Origin of the sequence: Novacetimonas hansenii, assembly GCF_014843995.1 — a bacterium.
Taxonomy (GTDB): Bacteria; Pseudomonadota; Alphaproteobacteria; order Acetobacterales; family Acetobacteraceae; genus Novacetimonas; species Novacetimonas hansenii.
In genome coordinates this window covers 1,285,006-1,303,734 of the sequence record NZ_CP062147.1, presented here as the reverse complement: position 1 = coordinate 1,303,734, position 18,729 = coordinate 1,285,006, and the positions used below count along the sequence as shown (strand labels likewise).

At 64.3% G+C, this 18,729-nt stretch carries 17 protein-coding genes; 6 read left to right on the top strand and 11 right to left on the bottom strand.

Features of this window, described 5'->3' with window-relative positions:
* Nucleotides 1–14: 14 nt before the first annotated feature.
* Genes IFJ82_RS05635 through IFJ82_RS05605 form a run of 7 tightly spaced genes read right to left on the bottom strand, consistent with a single transcriptional unit; the run spans nucleotide 15 to nucleotide 9,602 of the window.
* Entirely contained in the window at nucleotides 15–1,871 is a 1,857-nt protein-coding gene (locus IFJ82_RS05635) for a response regulator (protein ID WP_048858920.1), read from the bottom strand.
* A gap of 26 nt (nucleotides 1,872–1,897) precedes the next feature.
* On the bottom strand, nucleotides 1,898–2,983 hold the full coding sequence (gene cheB, locus IFJ82_RS05630) for a chemotaxis-specific protein-glutamate methyltransferase CheB (RefSeq protein ID WP_192266354.1): 1,086 nt from the start codon (nucleotides 2,981–2,983) through the stop codon (nucleotides 1,898–1,900).
* Between the two features lie 14 nt (nucleotides 2,984–2,997).
* Complete coding sequence (locus tag IFJ82_RS05625; RefSeq protein WP_192265881.1) at nucleotides 2,998–5,160, bottom strand: ATP-binding response regulator; 2,163 nt, start codon at nucleotides 5,158–5,160, stop codon at nucleotides 2,998–3,000.
* A gap of 8 nt (nucleotides 5,161–5,168) precedes the next feature.
* Entirely contained in the window at nucleotides 5,169–6,851 is a 1,683-nt protein-coding gene (locus IFJ82_RS05620; RefSeq protein WP_003620917.1) for a methyl-accepting chemotaxis protein, read from the bottom strand.
* 6 nt (nucleotides 6,852–6,857) lie between these two features.
* Nucleotides 6,858–7,427, bottom strand: coding sequence for a chemotaxis protein CheW (locus IFJ82_RS05615; protein WP_003620919.1), 570 nt, complete (start codon nucleotides 7,425–7,427; stop codon nucleotides 6,858–6,860).
* Nucleotides 7,427–9,025: a CheR family methyltransferase gene (locus tag IFJ82_RS05610; protein WP_225578795.1), complete on the bottom strand. Its 1,599-nt coding sequence runs from the start codon at nucleotides 9,023–9,025 to the stop codon at nucleotides 7,427–7,429. Before IFJ82_RS05610 ends, IFJ82_RS05615 begins: the two co-directional genes overlap by 1 nt.
* Complete coding sequence (locus tag IFJ82_RS05605) at nucleotides 9,018–9,602, bottom strand: chemotaxis protein CheW (protein ID WP_159107963.1); 585 nt, start codon at nucleotides 9,600–9,602, stop codon at nucleotides 9,018–9,020. The genes IFJ82_RS05610 and IFJ82_RS05605 overlap by 8 nt, the downstream gene beginning before the upstream one ends.
* 143 nt (nucleotides 9,603–9,745) lie before the next feature.
* Here IFJ82_RS05605 and IFJ82_RS05600 point away from each other — a divergent pair, with 143 nt between their 5' ends.
* The 5 genes from IFJ82_RS05600 to IFJ82_RS05580 all read left to right on the top strand — a co-directional run bounded on the left by IFJ82_RS05600 (nucleotide 9,746) and on the right by IFJ82_RS05580 (nucleotide 13,552).
* Entirely contained in the window at nucleotides 9,746–10,129 is a 384-nt protein-coding gene (locus IFJ82_RS05600) for a hypothetical protein (protein ID WP_003620925.1), read from the top strand.
* Between the two features lie 11 nt (nucleotides 10,130–10,140).
* The gene (locus IFJ82_RS05595) at nucleotides 10,141–10,806 is read left to right on the top strand and encodes a cell division ATP-binding protein FtsE (RefSeq protein WP_003620927.1); all 666 of its coding nucleotides are present in this window, start codon (nucleotides 10,141–10,143) and stop codon (nucleotides 10,804–10,806) included.
* A gap of 4 nt (nucleotides 10,807–10,810) precedes the next feature.
* Entirely contained in the window at nucleotides 10,811–11,815 is a 1,005-nt protein-coding gene (locus IFJ82_RS05590; RefSeq protein ID WP_192265877.1) for a cell division protein FtsX, read from the top strand.
* Nucleotides 11,794–12,477 carry a YdcF family protein gene (locus IFJ82_RS05585; RefSeq protein WP_192265875.1) on the top strand — a complete coding sequence of 228 codons (684 nt, stop codon included), beginning with the start codon at nucleotides 11,794–11,796 and terminating at the stop codon, nucleotides 12,475–12,477. Before IFJ82_RS05590 ends, IFJ82_RS05585 begins: the two co-directional genes overlap by 22 nt.
* 304 nt (nucleotides 12,478–12,781) lie before the next feature.
* Nucleotides 12,782–13,552 carry a lysophospholipid acyltransferase family protein gene (locus IFJ82_RS05580; RefSeq protein WP_075625040.1) on the top strand — a complete coding sequence of 257 codons (771 nt, stop codon included), beginning with the start codon at nucleotides 12,782–12,784 and terminating at the stop codon, nucleotides 13,550–13,552.
* A gap of 315 nt (nucleotides 13,553–13,867) precedes the next feature.
* Here the strand turns inward: IFJ82_RS05580 and IFJ82_RS05575 are convergent, their stop codons facing one another.
* The 4 genes from IFJ82_RS05575 to gloB all read right to left on the bottom strand — a co-directional run bounded on the left by IFJ82_RS05575 (nucleotide 13,868) and on the right by gloB (nucleotide 17,694).
* Complete coding sequence (locus tag IFJ82_RS05575) at nucleotides 13,868–15,505, bottom strand: right-handed parallel beta-helix repeat-containing protein (RefSeq protein WP_192265873.1); 1,638 nt, start codon at nucleotides 15,503–15,505, stop codon at nucleotides 13,868–13,870.
* Between the two features lie 211 nt (nucleotides 15,506–15,716).
* Nucleotides 15,717–16,226, bottom strand: coding sequence for a polyhydroxyalkanoate synthesis regulator DNA-binding domain-containing protein (locus IFJ82_RS05570; protein ID WP_239026123.1), 510 nt, complete (start codon nucleotides 16,224–16,226; stop codon nucleotides 15,717–15,719).
* 137 nt (nucleotides 16,227–16,363) lie between these two features.
* Complete coding sequence (locus tag IFJ82_RS05565) at nucleotides 16,364–16,969, bottom strand: glutathione S-transferase family protein (RefSeq protein ID WP_192265869.1); 606 nt, start codon at nucleotides 16,967–16,969, stop codon at nucleotides 16,364–16,366.
* On the bottom strand, nucleotides 16,966–17,694 hold the full coding sequence (gene gloB / locus IFJ82_RS05560; protein WP_192265867.1) for a hydroxyacylglutathione hydrolase: 729 nt from the start codon (nucleotides 17,692–17,694) through the stop codon (nucleotides 16,966–16,968). The genes IFJ82_RS05565 and gloB overlap by 4 nt, the downstream gene beginning before the upstream one ends.
* A gap of 170 nt (nucleotides 17,695–17,864) precedes the next feature.
* Here gloB and IFJ82_RS05555 point away from each other — a divergent pair, with 170 nt between their 5' ends.
* A complete protein-coding gene (locus tag IFJ82_RS05555; protein ID WP_192265857.1) occupies nucleotides 17,865–18,719 on the top strand; it encodes a class I SAM-dependent methyltransferase in 855 nt (284 codons plus the stop codon).
* Nucleotides 18,720–18,729 lie beyond the last annotated feature (10 nt).

Here is an 18,729-nt window from a genome sequence, read left to right as displayed (position 1 = left end):
CGTCGTCTTTCCCATCATGCCTTGCCTGCCTGCCCATCGGTCCTGTCTTCTGCCTCCTGCGCGCGCCATGGCACCGAAATGGTGAACTGCGCGCCGCCCTGTTCGCGGTTTGTGACCATCAGCGTCCCCTGATGGGCCTGCACCACGCCATAGGCGATCGCAAGCCCCAGCCCCGTTCCCGCCCCGACCGGCTTGGTCGTGAAGAAGGGTTCGAAAATACGTTCCTGCACATCCGGCGCGATACCCGGGCCGGTGTCCGAAATCGTAAAGACGTAAGCAGGGGTTCCGCCCTCCCCCTCGCGGCGCAGTTCGGTGCGGATGTCGATCCGGCCCTGCGCAGGCATGTCGGACAAGGGATTATCACGTTCCGCCGCCTCCAGAATTGCATCGGCGGCATTGCTGATAATATTCATGATGACCTGATTGAGCAGCGCGGCCTGGCAGTACAGTCGCTCCGGCGCGGTATAGTCGCGATGTACGGCAATGCCATTGCCCAGTTTCTGCGTCAGGAGCGCCAACACCGTCTCCAGCGCCTCCGGCACGTCGATGACCTGGAACAGCCCTTCGTCCAGTCGCGAGAATTTGCGCAGGTTCAGCACCAGATTCTGGATACGGCGCAACCCAAGGTTCATTGACGCCACGCGATCACGGCATTTGCGCAAGATCGCCCCCCGCGCCCCGTGGCCTGTATCCGTCGAGCTCTCCTCCATATCCATAACGCGGTCCAGCCCGCGTGCGACGGTATCCTTATGCGCCAGGATGAAGGCCAGCGGGTTGTTGATTTCATGCGCGATGCCCGCAACCAGTTCACCCAGCGACGCCATCTTGGCGGTCTGCACCAGCTTGCCCTGCGTCTCGATCAGCTTGCGGTTGGCATCGGCAAGTTCACGGTTCGCCTGTTCCAGCGCCTCTGCCAGTGATGCCTTTGACGCAATCGCCGCGGCTTCGGCACGCGCGCTCTTTACCGCGATCTCACGGTTCTGGCGCTCCACCTCGATACGGCGGACGTCATCCTGCAGCAGCTTGCGCCGCACCAGCACCCGGATACGCAGCGCCAGTACCGAAGGGGCGACATCATCGGGCACAAGGTCGTCCACACCCGTTTCGAACACGCGGGCCGAAAATTCCCGCTGGTCCGGGCTGGGCGGACTGATGGCAAGGATACGCAACGGCACACCGCCCCGCATCAGCACCTCCTGACGCAGTTCGTCGAGCCTGCGGCAAAAGACCACGCCATCCATCCCGCCCACCGTCAGGTCCACCACCACGCAATCCGGCGCGCATTCGGGGTCCAGCAGCATCTGACGGTCGAAATGCGCGGGATCACCACAGATGGTCACGATATGCCCGTCACGCTGCAACAGGTCGATCAGTGCCCCGACCCGGCCCCCATCGGTGGTTGCATCATGGCGTGGCGTAACCACCAGAATGCGCGCGCGGCGAAAGACGCGCCCAGGACGGGCGCGCACATTACCCGCATATTCACGCAGCAGCGCGCGGATGCGAAAAACAATCAGTGCGGAGTCGGAGGATTTGGGCACATAGGCGTCCGCCCCGCTCTCCAGCCCTTCGCGCTCCAACCCCGGCTCGATCCCTTCGGTCAGGATCAGGACCGGGATGGTGCGTGTCACCGCGTTCATGCGCAACTGCCGCGCAAGCTGCCCGCCATTCATGCCCGGCAGGTGATAATCCGCGATCACAAGGTCGGGGATATGGCTGTCGAGGGTATCGAGCGCGGCCTCCCCGCTTGCAACACGTTCCACGCTGAACCCATGCCCCTGGAGCATATGGCGGATGCGCAGGGCCTGCGTGTCCGAATCCTCCACCAACAAGACGGTGGCGGGGCGTTCATCATCGGGCTGTACTGTCATGATCGGGTCATGTTCCGTGGTCTGTATCATCCGGGGGGCTGGCGTGCGGGGGATGCCACGCCCCCGGCGGGATCGGCGCTGTCGGCCATGATCCGTTCGATATGTGGCGCAATGTCAGGCAGCGGCAGGCTGATGCAGGTCGCACCACCGCGTTCCGCCGCACCCGGCATGCCATGGATGACAGCGGTACTGCGATCCTCTGTGATGGTATAGCCACCCGCGCGCCGCATATCGCCAAGGCCCCGCGCCCCGTCTTCGCCCATGCCGGTCATCAGCACCCCCACGCCCCCCCGTCCGAAGGCCCGTGCGACAGAGGAAAACAGCACCGACGCCGATGGCCGCTGCCCCTGCTGTGGCGAGGTATCGAGCACGACCGCCTCCCCCCGCGCCCCGATGGCAAGGTGCCGGTCGCCCGGCGCGATATAGACATGCCCCCGGCGCAGCGTCTCCCCATGGCGCGCCAGTGCGACGGGCATGGGAACCTGCTGGTCCAGCCAATGGGCAAATCCCTCCATGAACGGGCCGCCCATATGCTGCACCCCCACAACGGGCACGGGGAAATCGACCGGCAGCGCCCCCAATACCTGTGCAAAGGCACGTGGTCCCCCCGTGGACGCGGCAAGCGCAAGGATACGCGGCGGCACCGTCCATGATGGTACCGCCGCCACCGGCGCGGGGTGCGGTGCCTGCGCCGTCAGCAGGCGCCTGCGGATCACGGGCACCTGGCTCATGATATAAAGCTGTGTCGTAATCGCACCGACGGCGGCGCGTCCGGCATCCGATGTCAGGCCGCGCGGCTTTTCGATCACCGCCAGCGCCCCCGAACGCAGCGCATTCATCGACACCTGCGCATCCAGCGCGTCGCTGACGATGACGATGGGCGTGGGGCATTGCGCCATGATGCGGCGCGTCGCCTCCAGCCCGTCCATGCCGGGCAGGCACACATCCATGGAAATCACGTCCGGGCGCAGATGCGGGACAAGGCGGATCGCCTCTTCCGCACTTTCGACCGCATCCATCAGGCGCAGGCGCGCGTCGGCACGGATGCTGTGTGACAGAAGGTGGCGCAGGACGGCCGAATCCTCCACCACAAGGACCGAGCGCGTCGGCATGGCGGGCGCGTGGCTCACAACAGTCCCCGTATCGTCTCAAGCAGTTCGCCCTGATCGAATTTCTGCTTGGTGATATAGGCACGTGCGCCGCCTTCCAGACCGCGGCGTATCTCCTCGTCATTATCGCGTGATGTCATCAGCACGACCGGGATGGTGGCAAGGCGCGGATCGGCATGGATGGCCGCCAGCAGGGCGAAACCGTCCATGCGGGGCATTTCCACGTCGGTCACGACCACATCGACCCGACGCGACGACTGCAACAGCAGCATCAACGCCTCCTCCCCATCCACCGCCAGCATCACGTCAAAACCATGGGCCTGCAGGATCGTCTTCTGCAAGGTCCGTGTGGTGATGGAATCATCAACCACCATGACCAGCGGCGCGCGCCGGGCCTCTGGCGTGGCCTGTGGCGGCGGGGCAGGCGCCACAGGCATCCCCCGCCCGCCGCGCGCGCGCCAGCGTTCGAACAGGCGGTCGGGGCTGATGACGAAAACGGGCCGGTCCTCACGCGGCCAGGCGATGCCGGGAACCAGTTCGCTGTCCAGCCCAACGGCGGACGCATCGGAAATCAGCAGCGTCCGCACCTCCACCATCCGTTCGACGGCAAAACCGCACGATACGCCATCGACCTCCATCACCGCGACCGTGACGGCACCACTGCGCACCGGCAGGTAGCCGGTGCCCGCATCATCGCCCACAAACGCCGACAACGGCACGATGGGCACCAGCGCCTCATCATCCGGCGGCGCGCCATCGCCACCGGGGGGGACGCCCGTCATGCCAGAACGTGGCAGGACCGCGAACGGACAGCCATCGACCATGCGGATATCATCGCGCATCACCCGCAGAAGGTGGCGGATGACACGCCCCGGCAGGCCGATCATCTGTTCCCCATTTTCCACCAGCAAAACGGTGCGCTGGCGTTGCGACACAGGCACCGTCAGGGTCACGACCGTGCCGCTTGGCTGTGCCTGTTCCATCGCCACGGTGCCGTGCAATGCACGCGCGGCCTCTGCCACGATCGACAGGCCGACCCCACGCCCGGCCAGGTGATCGACATGCGCACGGGTGGAAAATCCGGGTTCGAACACCCGCGCCAGCAACTGCCGCGCGTCCAGCGGCGCATCGACATGGATCATGCCCTGACGCACCGCGCGCGCGGCAATCGCCTTCAGGTCGGGGCCACACCCGTCGTCACTGACCCTGACCTGAAGGCGCACCCCCGTCAGCGTCACCGTCAGCGTGATGGTCTGCTGTTCCGGCTTGCCAGCCTTCAGCCGCTGCGCGCGGCTTTCATGCCCATGGACGATCGCGTTGCGCAGCAGATGCAACACCGGATCGCGCAGGGCCTGCATCACGCGGCGTTCGGCCTGTACTTCCATCCCGCGCAGGCGTACCTCCACCTGTGCCTGCGGGCCGCCATGTTCACGCGCGATACGCCGGGCCATCGCGGCAAGCGACCCGAACACCGTCCCGGCAGGCACAAGGCTGATGGCATGCACATCCTCGCCCAGACGCAGCAGGGCGCGATCCGCCTGCCCGGTCATCAGTTCATGTTCCCGCCCGATGGCCATCAGCCGTCGCGTCATGCGCGAAAACAGCGCAACAGGATCGGCATGGACCCGTTGCGGCGCATGCGCCAGCGCACGCATGTCACGCAGCAGGTCGCTGAAACGTTCCCATAACCGGTCGTGGCGTTCGGCCACCCCCATCAGGTCATGCACCGCCCCCGACAGCGCATCAAGGCGGGAGACCGGAACCTGCACATAGGCATCGCCCCCCCCCTCGCCCGGTGGCGGCGCGCCGGTTGCGGCGGGGCCTTCCCCGTCCGCCATGCCGTATGGGTCGGGCGTGGGCGGCTGCGACGGCGGGGGCGTTTCCATGATGCCGTCGATATCATCCAGCGCGCGCGCGATGGCCGCGATATCCGCATCATCAAGCGTCCCGCCACGTTCCATCAACATCGACAGGCGGTTTTCCACCGCGTGGGCCACATCTTCCACCGCCGGGATTTCAACCGCGCGCGCCGCCCCCTTCAGCGAATGCATGCGGCGAAATATCTCCGCCAGCGCAGGGGCGGTGTTGCACCCTGTATTCAGCAGGTCGCGGATGACACGCAGGTGGTCGCGATATTCCGCGTCAAAAACCGCCAGCAGTTCCTGCCTGAGATCGACCACAACCGGCGTCAGGTCCGATAGCGGGCGGAAATCGCCAGCAACTGCTTCGACAGCTTGCCAAGATTACTTGCCGATGCCTCAAGGTTGCGCGTGCCGCCCGATGTCTGCTGGCTGGCCTGGCGGATGCTCTGCAACGCGGTCATGACCTGTTCGATGCCAAGCTGCTGCTGGTTGGTGGAGGCGACGATCTGCTGGAACGCATGGACACCTTCCTCGATCCCGCCAGTCATGCGTTCGATCGTCTTATAAGCGATGTCGGTGCGTTCACGCCCGGCGGAAACACGCTTGACCGCCTCTTCCGTCAACATCACCGAGGTGTTGATGCCGCGCTGGATGTCACCAAGGATGGAACGTACATTCTGCGTCGCATCGCGCGACTGATCGGCAAGGATCTTCATCTCTGCCGCGACCACGGCGAAGGAACGCCCGTGTTCACCCGCCGCCGCCGCCTCGATCGCGGCATTGAGCGCAAGCAGGTGGGAGCGTTCGGACAGGTCGTTGACCGTGGTGATGATCTCGCTGATCGCTTCGGTCCGTTCGGACAGTGCGACGATGTTCGACGCCACGGCCTCGGCCCCGTCATGGGTGCGCGCCATCGCGCGGGCCGTCTCCTCCACGGCCTCAAGCCCGCTGGCGGAACTGTGGACGATCACCTCGGCGGAGGAGATCACCTCACGCGCGCGCTTGCTGATCTGTGCGCCGGAATGGGTGATCTGGTCCACCGTGGCCGCCGTTTCCTGGATGGCGGCGAACTGTTCCTCCACACTTGCGGCCTGCTGCTGGGTGGAGGCGCGGATATCCGCCACGGCCACGTCCAGATCACGCGTGACCTCCCCGCTCTGGCGTGCGATTTCACGCAGCCCGTCGATCATGCGGTTCAGCCCGGCGGCAAGGCGCGCCACCTCGTCACGATTTTCGCCCATGTCGCCCACCTTCGCACGGGTGGCAAGGTCGCCCTGCCCCACGCGTTCCATCACATGCATGATGGAGGCCAGCGGTTCCATGATCGAGCGCCGTGTCCAGAACGTCACGATCAGGGCCACGATGACCGCAACCCCCAACCCGATGGCCAGCGAACGGCGGCTGTAATCATATGACGCGCCCCCCTGCGTTTCCGCAACGCGCACCCCACGGTCCAGCAGCGAGGCCGCCTGACTGACAAGCTGGTCGATCTCTTTCTCCCGGCTTTCGATCCGGCCGACCTGTTCGCGCACCATCTGCTGGTCGCCCGCACGCATTGCATGGAACAGCGCGCCGACCGCGCGTTCGTCCACCAGCACCTGCTGCGCGATTTCACGCAACTGCCCCGATACGGTGGCGAACATGTCGCGCTGGTCTGTGGACTGGGCCAGGCGCTGCGCCTCGTCCGCGCCGGCGGTGACGCTGCTGAGCAGTTCGTCCGCCTGATGGGCGCGTTCATCCCAGTCGGAAATGGCGTCATCCAGCGCGCCGGGCGCATTTTCGTAATCATGCGCGTAATAATGCGCGACAATCGCAAGCCGTCGCGCGGCAAGGTCGGTTTCATCCACGCGGATCAACGTCAACTGCCGATAGACCGTAAGGTCACGTGTAACGATGATGGTCATTTCATCGCGGACGTCACGGATCTGTCCCAGCGCATAGACGCCAAGCGAGACCATCAGCAGGACGCCGACCATGAAGCCGAACAACAGACGGTTTGCAATCGTCACGACAGGCTACACTCCGGAATAGCGGACGGAAAAAAGACGGACCGGGTCCAGCACCACGACATGCCGCCCGCCAGGCAGCACGGCGGTGGGAAAGCCAGATGGCAGGACGGATGGTGCGGTGGCGGGAATATCCATAACGCCTCTGGCATTCCCCGCAAGCAGCGCGATGCGCGCAAGCGGCACAGAGGACACCGAACGCAGCAGGATCATGACCCCCGGGTCAGGCTGCGCCCCCTCCTCAAGCAGCATGGCAAGGTCAAAGACGGTATAGAGATCGCCCTGATAGCCATAGACGCCGCGCACACTGGCGGGACAATCGGCGCGGCGGGGCATGTCGCTCCATGTCGGGTCGGTCACACGCAGCACGGCGTCGAGGTCGATGCAGCATTCGCGCCCCCCCACATCCAGCACCAGCATGCGCCGCCCCGGCGAGGGCTGCGCGGCGGCGCCATCGCGCCGCGCGGCAAGCAGGGCGGCGCGTTCGGCAAGGATACGCCGTGCGAAACGCTCCTGCCCCGGCCCGGCCTGTACGCCATCCGGTGGGGGGACGGCGCCGTCATGCGCATGGTCCGACATCACGCCAGCCCCGATGCGATGTCAGGCAATGCGGCCAGCAGCCCCGCATCGTGGTTTTCCTTGTCCTGCAATATCCGCAGCAGCCCCCCCGCCGTCAGGCCCCCGCCCCCTTCGAGGACATGCGTCGCCGACAGGCACAGCGCCAGTTCGCGGGCCTGCGCACGCAGGCGGCGGGCCTCCTGCGCGGCACCTGTCCCCTCCAGCAGGTGAGCGAGATAGCATCGCGCCATCACATGGCCCCGGCGCAGGTAGATCACGCGGCGGAATCCCTCCACCGCGCCCTCATGCTCGCCCAGCGTCAGCAACAGGACGCCCAGCATGAAATAGACCCCCACCGCCATGGGCGCGCGGCGCAGGTACTCACGGCACATCCCCACCGCACGACGCGGCGCCCCGCCGTCGGCAAGCTGGCGTATCGTGCGCAGGATGCCTGCATCCCGACTGCCCGCGTCCCTGTCCTGTAATGCCCTGTCTGGTAATTCCCTGCCTTGTAATTCCCTGTCTTGTAATTCCCTGTCTGGCGTTTTCCTGTCTGGCGCTTTGCTGCCTTCCACCTCCCTGTCGGCTTCACCCGCCGGATCATTACGGGCCGGGCAGGATGACATGGGGGTGGGAAATGAAGGTGCAGGACGCGATGGGCGCACGGGACGACAGGGCACGGGCGATGACAGCGGCGCGAACCCTGCAAGGCCTGCAACACCCGTGAGGGCCGCCATGGGACGCTGTTGCGCGGGGGCACCCGCCGGCATGTCCGCCGCCGCCCGCGCACGAAAGGCCATTGTGCCCGGCAGGCGCACAGGCTGCATGAAGCTTTCGAAATGTTCCATCGGTTCGGAATGCCCGACCAGCATCCACCCCCCCGCCGTCATGCGCTGCGCCATTTCACGCACCAGCCGCGCGACCTGCACAGGATCGAAATAGATCAGCACATTGCGGCACAGCACAAGGTCGAACGGCCCGGCCGGCCCGCGTCCGTGCGGCAGGTCCATGATATTGGCGTGGCGGAAACGCACCATCTGCCGGTAGCAGTCTTTCAGCCGCCATGTCCGTCCCTCCACCACCGGGACGAACCATTCCGCGCGCTGGCGCGGTGTCAGGTCACGCAGCGCCCACCAGCCGAATTCCGCCTGCCGTGCCTGCTCCAGCGCGCGGGTGCTGATATCGGTGCCCAGGATTTCGATGGTCCACCCGTCCTCCCCCCGGCGATCGAGCAACTGTTGCAGCACGATCGCAAGCGAATAGGGTTCCGCCCCGTTGGAGCACCCGACACTCCAGATCCGCAACACGCGCACACCCCGCAGCCGCGCCAGCAGTTCAGGCAGGATCGTGGCCTCCAGCGCGCGGAACTGCTCGGCATAGCGGAAGAAGAAGGTCTCCCCGATGGTGACGGCGGATTCCAGTTCGCGCCATTCGGCAGCGCCCAGCGCCTCGTCATCAAGATGTTCGAGGTAATCGAGATATCCCCGGCATCCCAGGGCCGACATGCGCGCGGCGACGATCTTTTCCAGCAACGCCGGCTTGTCGGTATAATAATGCAGGCCGGTTCGCGCGGTAATCACGGAAATGACCCGTCGCAACCCGGCGCTGACCTCAGACATCGCGCGCCCCATTCGCAGTCCATAACGCTGCGCGCTGTTCCTCGCGCGCCATCAGCTGCGCCAGCCTGAGACGTTCGCCCTGCCGCAGCACGCCATCCATCTCCATCACGAAAGCGGGTGGTTCGCCTCCGCGATCAATCTCGCCGACAATACAGCCTCCCGCCATGCGATCAATACCGGCCGGGCGGATCGCATCGGCGCGCACCTCCATGACATCCATCACCCGGTCCACCAGCAACGCCACCCATCGCCCCCCCACATCCCTGCACAGCAGCAACGGGCGATACAGCAGGTCCGCGGCATGCAGCACCGCAGGCGGGCGCACCCCCATCAGCACCGCAAGGTCGATGACCGGCACGCGCGCATTCCCCAGCCAGAACCATCCCGGCAGGTGCGGCAGGTCAAGCGCAAACGCAGACAATGCCGGGGCGGGAATACATTCATGCACATCCCCCACCGGCAGGGCATGCGCCTGCGCGCCGATGCAAAAGACAACCATCGCGCGCATCCCCGCCCCCTGCACGGGGACATCGTGGCCTGATCGCAGGCCGTATCCCATATCCCGGTTTCGTGGCACGTTGCTATCCGTTTCCATGCGTCGCGTTGTATGTGTACAAGGCAGAAGTTTGCATTTAACACAAGCCGTCGCTACCTCGGGCAGGAATGCGTTCCCGACAGGCCGGGCGGCGCATCGCACCTGCATGCCGGAGATATCTGATAATGGACACCCCCTTTTCCAATACCGCCCCCACCACCGGACGTCCTGCATGGGTGAACATCGTCCGCGTCGCGGTGTGGTCCGTGTGCTATTTCGCATTTTATTTCGTGCAACAGGTTGCCGAACTGGTGGCGCCGCTGCTTCTGATCGTGGGCATCGGATGGAGCGCGCTGCCGCACCTGATGGGGATCGTCAGTTCCTCATCCGAAGCTGGCGACCCGCAGGCCCATGATGTGATCGTGCGTGTCTCCCACGCCATTCCCGACCATCTGAACCTCGGCAGTCACCTGCTGACGCCGTCCTCGCTCATCTTTGACGGGCTGGCGCTGATGGCGGCGGCGGCCCTGTGCGCGACACTGTCGGCCGTTTCGGCGCGCAGCATGTAAACAGGCGCCCCATGTTCCGGTTGCAAGACGTCAGCTACCTCTATCCCTCGGCACAGAAGGGGGCTGCACTGAATCATGTCAGCGTGGCCGTATCACAGGGGGAATTCCGCTGGCTGCTCGGGCCATCGGGCGCGGGCAAGTCGAGCCTGCTGCGCCTCCTTGCGCTGGATGCGCGTGCGTCATCAGGAATGGTGGAGGTGCTGGGCGTGCCGGTGATGCAGGCGCGACGGGGCGTGATCGCCCGCCTGCGCCAGCGCATCGGTGTGGTCTATCAGGATTTCCGGCTGCTGGATGACCTGTCGGTGTTCGATAACGTGGCGTTGCCACTGCGCCTGCAGCTCCGCCCTGAAAGCGAGATCCGCCATGAGGTCAACGCCATCATGAAATGGGTCGGGCTGGGGTCGCGCATCGACGCCCTGCCGCCACAGCTTTCGGGGGGGGAACAGCAGCGCGTGGCCATTGCGCGCGCCGTCATCCACCGCCCTGCCCTGCTGCTGGCGGACGAACCGACAAATGCACTTGATGACCGGCAGGCCACGCGCCTGATGACCATGTTCCACCGTCTTGCGGAACTGGGCACCACGATTGTCGTGGCGACGCATAACGATGCGCTGGTACGCAAATATCCCGCCCATGCGATCGAACTGATGCAGGGCTACCTCGTGCAGGAGGGCTGAACGCATGGCCCTGTGGCCCGGCACGCGCCGCCACGATGGCCTTGCCCTGCGGCAGGCCATCCCCGACCGGCTGCTGCCCTTCCTTGTCGGGGCGATGGCGTTCCTTGCCGCACTTGCGCTTGCCGGGGGGATCGGGGCGCATGCGCTGTCGGTGCGCTGGACCCATGGGGCGGGCGCGGTCGTGACCGTGCAGGTGCCACAGCCCGATGACCCGGCCCTCCCTGCACCGGGCATGGGCATGAATAGCGCAGGCATGAACGGCGCGGCCATGGCGGCGGGGACGACACGGATACAGGCCGCGATGGCCACCCTGTCGGCCGGGGCCGATGCGCAGGCGGTCCATCGCCTGACGGATGGCGAACTGCGCAACCTGCTTGCCCCATGGATCGAACAGGGCAGCGACCTTATCCTGCCCATGCCCGCCGTGATCGAGGTGCATGCCCGCGACACACGCCACCTGCCCGATACTGTAATGCAGGCATTGCAGGCGCGCGTCCCGGGCATCGTGGTCGAACATGACAGCATATGGAGCGACCGCCTCGCCGCGCTGGCCGACAGCCTGCAGACCTGCGCACTGCTGGCGATCTTCATCGTCATCGCCGTGTCGGCCATCGTCATCATGGCCGCGACGCGCGCGGGCCTCCAGGCGCGCAGACGGGCCATCGACCTGATCCATTCCCTTGGCGCGACAGACGGCTATATCGCTGCACGTTTTGCGTGGCGGGTGGGTGCGCTGGCGCTGGTGGGCGGGACATGCGGCAGTATCCTGGCCATGCCGGTGCTGGTCGTGCTGTGCCTTCTGGCCGCGCCGTTCAATGGCGCGGACATGCCCGACATGCAGTCGGTGTTCACACCCGCCGCATGGAATGCCGCATCCGCGACACAGGTACTGGGCGTGCTGCCGCCCTCGCTTCTTGCGATGCTGGGGGCGCTGCCGGTGGGGGCCGCCGTCCTGGGGTGGGTCACGACGCAGATGACGGTGCGGGCATGGCTGCGGCGCCTGCCATGAAACCGGAACCGCACGCGCGACGCCGCCATGCCGTTTCGCTGGCGCTGGGGGTCGTGTGTGTCCTGATCATGTCGTGGGCGGCGGGACTGGCATGGTTTGTACGCGATGCCCGCCGTCCGCCCCGCATGCCCCCACCCTGCGACGGCGCGGTTGCCCTGACGGGGGGACAGGGACGGATCGAGGCATCATTGCAACTGATGGCGCAACACCGTGCGCGCCAGCTTCTCATCTCCGGCGTGGACCCGCACGCCACGCTGGGGGATTTCCTGACACGCGCGCCACGGGTCCTGCCGCTGGAGGTCTGGTTGCGGACCACGCTGGGGCGACAGGCGACCTCCACGCTGGGCAATGCGGATGAAACGGCGCAGTGGGTGCGCGCGCAGGACATCCATTCCCTGATTGTGGTGACGGCGGGATATCACATCCGTCGCGCCATGATGGAAATTGCCCGCGCGGCGCCGGGTGTCACGCTTTATCCCTTCGCGGTGCAGCCCCCCGCACTGCTGCACCCACGGCGCCTTGCGACATGGCGGCTGCTGGTGGTGGAATATGATAAATGGCTGCTTGCCTGTATTGATACCGCGCGCTGGACCCGCCCGGTGCATGGCCTGATCCATCATGACGACATCCGGCCCGCCACATCCCATGCCGTGCCGCCGTGATGACCCGGCAGGCCGGGCACCGGACGGGGCTGTCTTGTTTCTTGTCTTGGGGGGGATTTTCTGGTGTTACAGGGCGGCGCGGTCACCGTGCCGCGCCTTTGTCGCAGGATGTGATGGGGTATCCTGGACAGGCCTGCCAATGAAACACCCCATGTTTTCAGGTTCTGGGTTTTCAGGTTCTGGACCACCAAATGCTTGCCCGTTCAAAGCGTCTTGAAAAATCTTTATCAAAGATCCTGTCCGAATCCAGGCCGCCTTTTTCAAACTGCCCCTTTTCAAACTGCCCCAAGGGATTCCGCCTGACATGACGTTCGTGCGCGCCTGCATCTTCAATGTCTATTTCTTTGTGCTGACGCTTGTCATGGGGATCGTGGCATTGCCCATCCGCATATTCGTCCCGTCATGCGCGCTGTCCTATGCCCAGGCATGGACGCGGCTGACGGTCAAAGGACTGCAACGGATCTGCGGCATCCGCATCGTGGTCAGCGGGCGTGAACATCTGCCCGATGGTCCGTGCCTGCTGGCGTGCCAGCACCAATCCGCCCTTGATACGCTGGTATGGATGAACCTGGTGGAACGCCCTGCCTATGTCATGAAAAGCGAACTGACGCGCATCCCGCTGGTTGGGCCGATGTTGCTGCTGACGGGGATGATCCCGGTGGAACGCGCGGGCGGGGCCAAGGCATTGCGTGCGCTGCTGGCGGCGACGGACAAGGCGCGCGACGACCATCGCCAGATCATCATCTTTCCCGAAGGCACACGCATGCCGCCAGGCAGGATCGGGAAACTGCATCCCGGCATCGCGGCCATGGCCGCGCATTCGGGCCTTGCGGTTATTCCGGTTGCGACGGATTCCGGCCTGCGTTGGGGACGCAACGCCTTCATCAAACGTTCGGGCACCATCCACATCGTGCTGGGCCCGCCCCTGGCCTGCACCACGAAACGCGCGCAGATCCTGCCGGCCATCGTCACTGCGTGGGAAACCCTGTCACGCGACAACGGCCTGCCGTTATTGACGCCGCCACCTGTGGATAATTCTGTTGAAAACAGCGTAGCAACGTCCCCGAAGCCGTAGAAAACCGACAATGGTTTCGTCCCCATGGCCCATGCCCATACCACCGCATGCGGCCGGGACGCAGGGTCCATGCACCGAAGCCAAAGACGCAGAATGCTGTTTTTCAAACGGATTTTTGGGATATATCCGCTGTAATACGCCTGTCATATATGCCCGTCCACCAGCATGGCGGCAGATGCCCCCTGTAATGGCGGTCATGTGGATAAACGCGCTTTTCCCGTCTGGATGCCAGATTGCGGACGGAATATGATCCCACGCACGCCAACGCGATCAGGCCCGGATCATTTCCGGGCCACGGCATACGCGGCCGCCTGCCTACCTGTTGGAAATCGTGCCGCCATCACGCACGAACTGGGTCTTGCCTACATCTGAGAAGGCTGCTCCCGACATGATGACATGCGACCCCGTATCCTGTGCGCAAATGGCCGCAGCCTTGTGAAAGCCTGAAATGGTGCAGCCCCTGACGCTGGCCTGCCCCCGTTCCTTCACCCATATGGCATGGCTCAACCCGTCACGCAGGCGGCAGGCCTCCAGCGTCACCTGCGCGCCGGTTGCCGTGGTTATTTGGGGCCAACCTTCTGCACTGCCGATCAGTTCACATTTCGTCAATGCGACCATGGCCTTGGTCTCTCCATAAATCTGCTGCTTACCATCGCGCAGGATCGTGCCCGACAGGATCACTTTCGATCCGTCATCATGTGCGTGAATGGCCGTAGCCTCGTGAAAGCCGGAAATGGTGCAGCCCGTAATACTGGCCTGTCCCTGTTCCTTCACCCATACGGCATTGCTCAACCCATCACGCAGGTGGCAGGCCTCCAGCGTTACCTGCGCGCCGGTTGTCATGGTCACCTGGGGGTATTTCTCCGCACTGCCGATCAGTTCACATTTCGCCAACGCAACCATGGCCTTGTCCTGTCCATATACTGGGCGCAGGCCCTCGCGGAGGGTCGTACCCGACAGGATCGCTTTCGATCCGTCATCCTGTACGCTAATGGCCGCAGCCTTGTGAAAGCCTGAAATGGTGCAGCCCGTGATGCTGGCCTGTCCCTGTTCCTTCACCCATATGGCATGGCTCAACCCATCACGCAGGTGGCATGCCTCCAGCGTCACCTGTGCGCCGGTTGCCATGGTTATTTGGGGCCAACCTTCTGCACTGCCGATCAGTTCACATTTCGTCAATGCGACCATGGCCCGGGTCTGTCCAAAAATCTGCTGCTTACCCTCGTGCAGGATCGTGCCCGACAGGTCCACTTTCGATCCGTCATCCTGTGCACGAATGGCCGCAGCCTTGTGAAAGCCTGAAATGGTGCAGCCCGTGATGCTGGCCTGTCCCTGTTCCTTCACCCACACGGCATGGCTCAACCCATCACGCAGGTGGCATGCCTCCAGCGTCACCTGCGCACCGGTTTTTATGACCACCTGGGGCCAAATCTCCGCACTACCGATCAGTTCACACTGTTCCATGCCAACATATGCAGAGCTGCTGGCCACCAACGGCTGCATGCAGGCGTCAAGGACACAGCGTTCCAGCGACAGGCGGCTGTGCTCCCCACTGACCTGCAGGGCTGTTTTTACACGAACATTCTCAAACCTGCTGTCCCTGACCTCCACCAGCCCCGAACACAGGACAATGGCAGCATTTTCCCCACCGCGAAAATGGCAGTTCAGGATTTTAACCGTCCCCCCCTGTGAAATATCCATGCGCGGCAGCAGATCTTCATCAAGGGCGGGGCTGAAGGTAATCCCCTCGAACGTGACATTCCCACCCAGGCACAGGCTGCCTTCGAACGTCACGGTCCCGGGATGTTCGGCCCGCACGCTGACACTTTCGCCGTCCAGCACGACATTGCCAATTTCGTAAAAACCGGGGGGCAGGACAATTCCCCCTGATGACGGCTGAATACCACGCGTGGCGAGGAAATCTTCGAGTGAGGTCATTTCGGGGTTCGTCATGGAGTGTCCGGTCATCCGCCGCGTAAGGTAACATATCTGCGTTCATCGCCTGATGAACGGCGTATCATAATGGTCATTGCCTGATGGTCATCGCCCGAAATGCGCGTGGCCAGAAATGCGCATGGCCAGCATATCGGTACATCACGCTCGGCAGGGTGGCCGCCCCTTTTGCCCGGCACATGTGATCCGGCACAAAACGGCGCGACCGGCCTTACGATGCGCCGTCGCCCGGCTGCGATGCCGCCGCACCTGTCGCACCGGGCGCACCTGCACGCAGGTGCTGCACTTCCTCGCGCAGTTCCATGACCTCACGCACAAGGCTTTCGACCGACGGGCCGCTGCCGGCCCCGCGCTCCACCGCGTAAAGCGAGGTGAACATCGACATCACCTGTCCGATGATCTGTGCATTTTCCGCACCCAGCGCACTCAGTTCCGGGGATGTGTGGGCCTGACGGGCGATGAATTCGTCCATCATGCGCTCCAGATACTCTGACACCTCGTCCTGGCGGCTGTCGCCATACCAGCGGATCAACTGCCGCAGGAACGGAATCGGCAGCATGGCGCGGCCCTTGGTTTCCTCTTCCAATATGACCTGCGCCAGCACGCCGCGGGTAATGTCATCGCCCGTCCTTGCATCAAGCACGACAAAGGGACGGTCGTCCTTGACCATGGCGGCAAGGCTGTCGAGCGTGATGTAGGTTGAACGCTCGGTATCGTACAATCGCCGGTTTGCATACTTCTTGATGACAACTGGAACATGCGGTGACGACAATAGACTGTGCTCCTTCTTTGCGGAACCGGTGGCTTGACGCCCTGTTTCATTGGGTATGGCGCGCCTGACGGGCACTGCCACGGTGCCTAGGACACGCTACGCCGCATGCATTCGACATGCGCCAGACGGTCATACCATTCCGCCAGGGCACGATACTGCCCTGTCCACCCAAGTTCGGCAAATCGTGCATCGAGGAATCCCAGCGCGCATCCCACCGACAGCGCACCGGCATCGGGCGGGCCGCCTGCACCAAGGGTCGAGTCGCCCGCCATGCGTTCGAGTGTGGCCAGCCCATGTTCCACCGCCGCCATCTGCCGCGCCGCAAGCCCGGCATCCGGGGCGAGGCCTGCCGTCACAAGCCCGCGATACAGGATCGCGGCATCCGCGATGCCATCGCCAAGCGCCTGCGTGCGCAAAACGATGCATCGCGCCATGCCCGATGCGGGCACCAGCATGTCGGACCCTGCCACCATGCCAAGATATTCCACGATGACCCTGCTGTCGTACATGACCGTCGCATCATCCCCCACCAGCGTCGGGATCTTGCACAATGGATTGGCATCAAGCACCACGGCAGGCGATGCCGAGATGTTGACGTTGATGATCTCCACCCGGTTTTCCAGTCCCAGCGCATAAATCGCGGCGCGGACCTTGCGGGCATAGGGGCTGAGGACGGAACTGTACAGCTTCACCGGAAAACATCCTTTTCCTGACGCAGTGTCGCAAGCGCCCGCGCGTCGCACGCGCGCAGGAAGGGGTTAGTGCGCCTTTCCTCGCCCAATGTCACCGGCAATGTGGGCATGTCGCGCGCGCGCAACGCCTGCACCGCATGCATCCGTTCAGCCACCGCCACGTTGGCGGGATCGACATGCATGGCGAACCGCGCGTTCGACAGGGTATATTCATGGCCACAGCATATCAGCGTGTCATCCGGCAGCGCCGCGATCCGGCGCAGGCTGTGGAACATCTCGTCCGCCGTTCCCTCGAACAGGCGCCCACATCCCATGCTGAACAATGTATCGCCACAGAACAGCGCGGGCGTCGCGGGAAAGAAATAGCTGACATGCCCACGCGTATGCCCCGGCGTGTCAATCACGACCGCATCCGCCACCCCCAACGCCACGTTATCGCCGTCCTTCACCGCGATATCGAGCGGCGGCAGGCGGTGCGCATCCGCCGCGGCACCGATCACCAGCGCCCCGTACCGCGCACGCAGCACATCGGCGGCGGCGATATGGTCGGCATGGTGATGGGTCAGGAAAATACGGTCCAGCCGCCCGCCATATGTGGCAATCGCCGCGATGATGGGGGCTTCTTCCGCCGGATCGACAATGCCACATGCCCCCGTCACCGGGTCGCGCAGGAACCAGGCATAATTATCCTCCAGTATCGGGATGGGTTTTATGAAAAGCGCCATCTGTCTCTTTTCCCTTATGTGCCCTTGTAGCGGTTGTGCGGTTGTGCGGTTGTGCGGTTGCACCGTCATGTCGGAACCTGCCCGCGCCCCATGCGCCACAGACATGCCCCGAGCCTTTGCCCCCCACGCCTTCGCCCACATGGGCGGGCGGTTTGTGCTAACGATGGACAATGCAAGAAAACACGCGCATCGCAAGCCAGTTCTATGCCAGCCCCCGTGGAAGGCTGGCCGCCACCCACCTGCGGCGGCACCTGTCGTCATTCTGGCCCGCTACGCCAGAGGGACGGATGGGCGGACAGGTGCGAGGACAGATGGTGCAAGGACAGATACTGGGGGTCGGTTATGCCGCGCCCTATCTGTCGCTGTGGGATAATGACACGACCACATGCGTCTCCGCACGACTTGATACCTTGGTCACACGTCCCGCCCCGGCGGAAGGGGCGACAGGTCGTGAATGTGTGGTGGCGGAGGAACGCTTTCCCTTCTGCGAACTGTTTTTCGACCGTGTCGTCATGATCCACGCGCTGGAGGTCACGGATGCGCGCAACACATTGCTGCGGCAGGTGTGGAAGGTGATGAAGGATGACGCACGCCTGCTGCTGGTTGTGCCCAACCGGTCGGGCATGTGGGCGCATGCCGATACATCACCCTTTGGCCAGGGAACGCCGTTTTCATACCGGCAGGTCACACGTGCCCTCGCCACCGCATGCCTGCGGGTGGAACGGCATGAAAACGCCCTGTATTTCCCGCCCGTCGGCCCGACAGGCGGACGGCGATGGTCGGGCATGCTGGAACGGGCGGGCACGCGGCTCCTGCCCTATCTGGGCGGGGTATGCGTGATCGAGGCGGTCAAGGATGCCTATGCCCCGGTGGGCAATGCCACAGCCCCCGCCCGCGTGCCGACGCTGCGCCTGCGCCGTGCCGATGCCTTCAGCCGCAGCGCGACCGGGATTGGAACGGGGATTGGGACGGGGACGGGCGAAAATGCGCCACGCCATGGCGGTGGTCGCGCAATGCGCTCTTGACCTTGGTTTG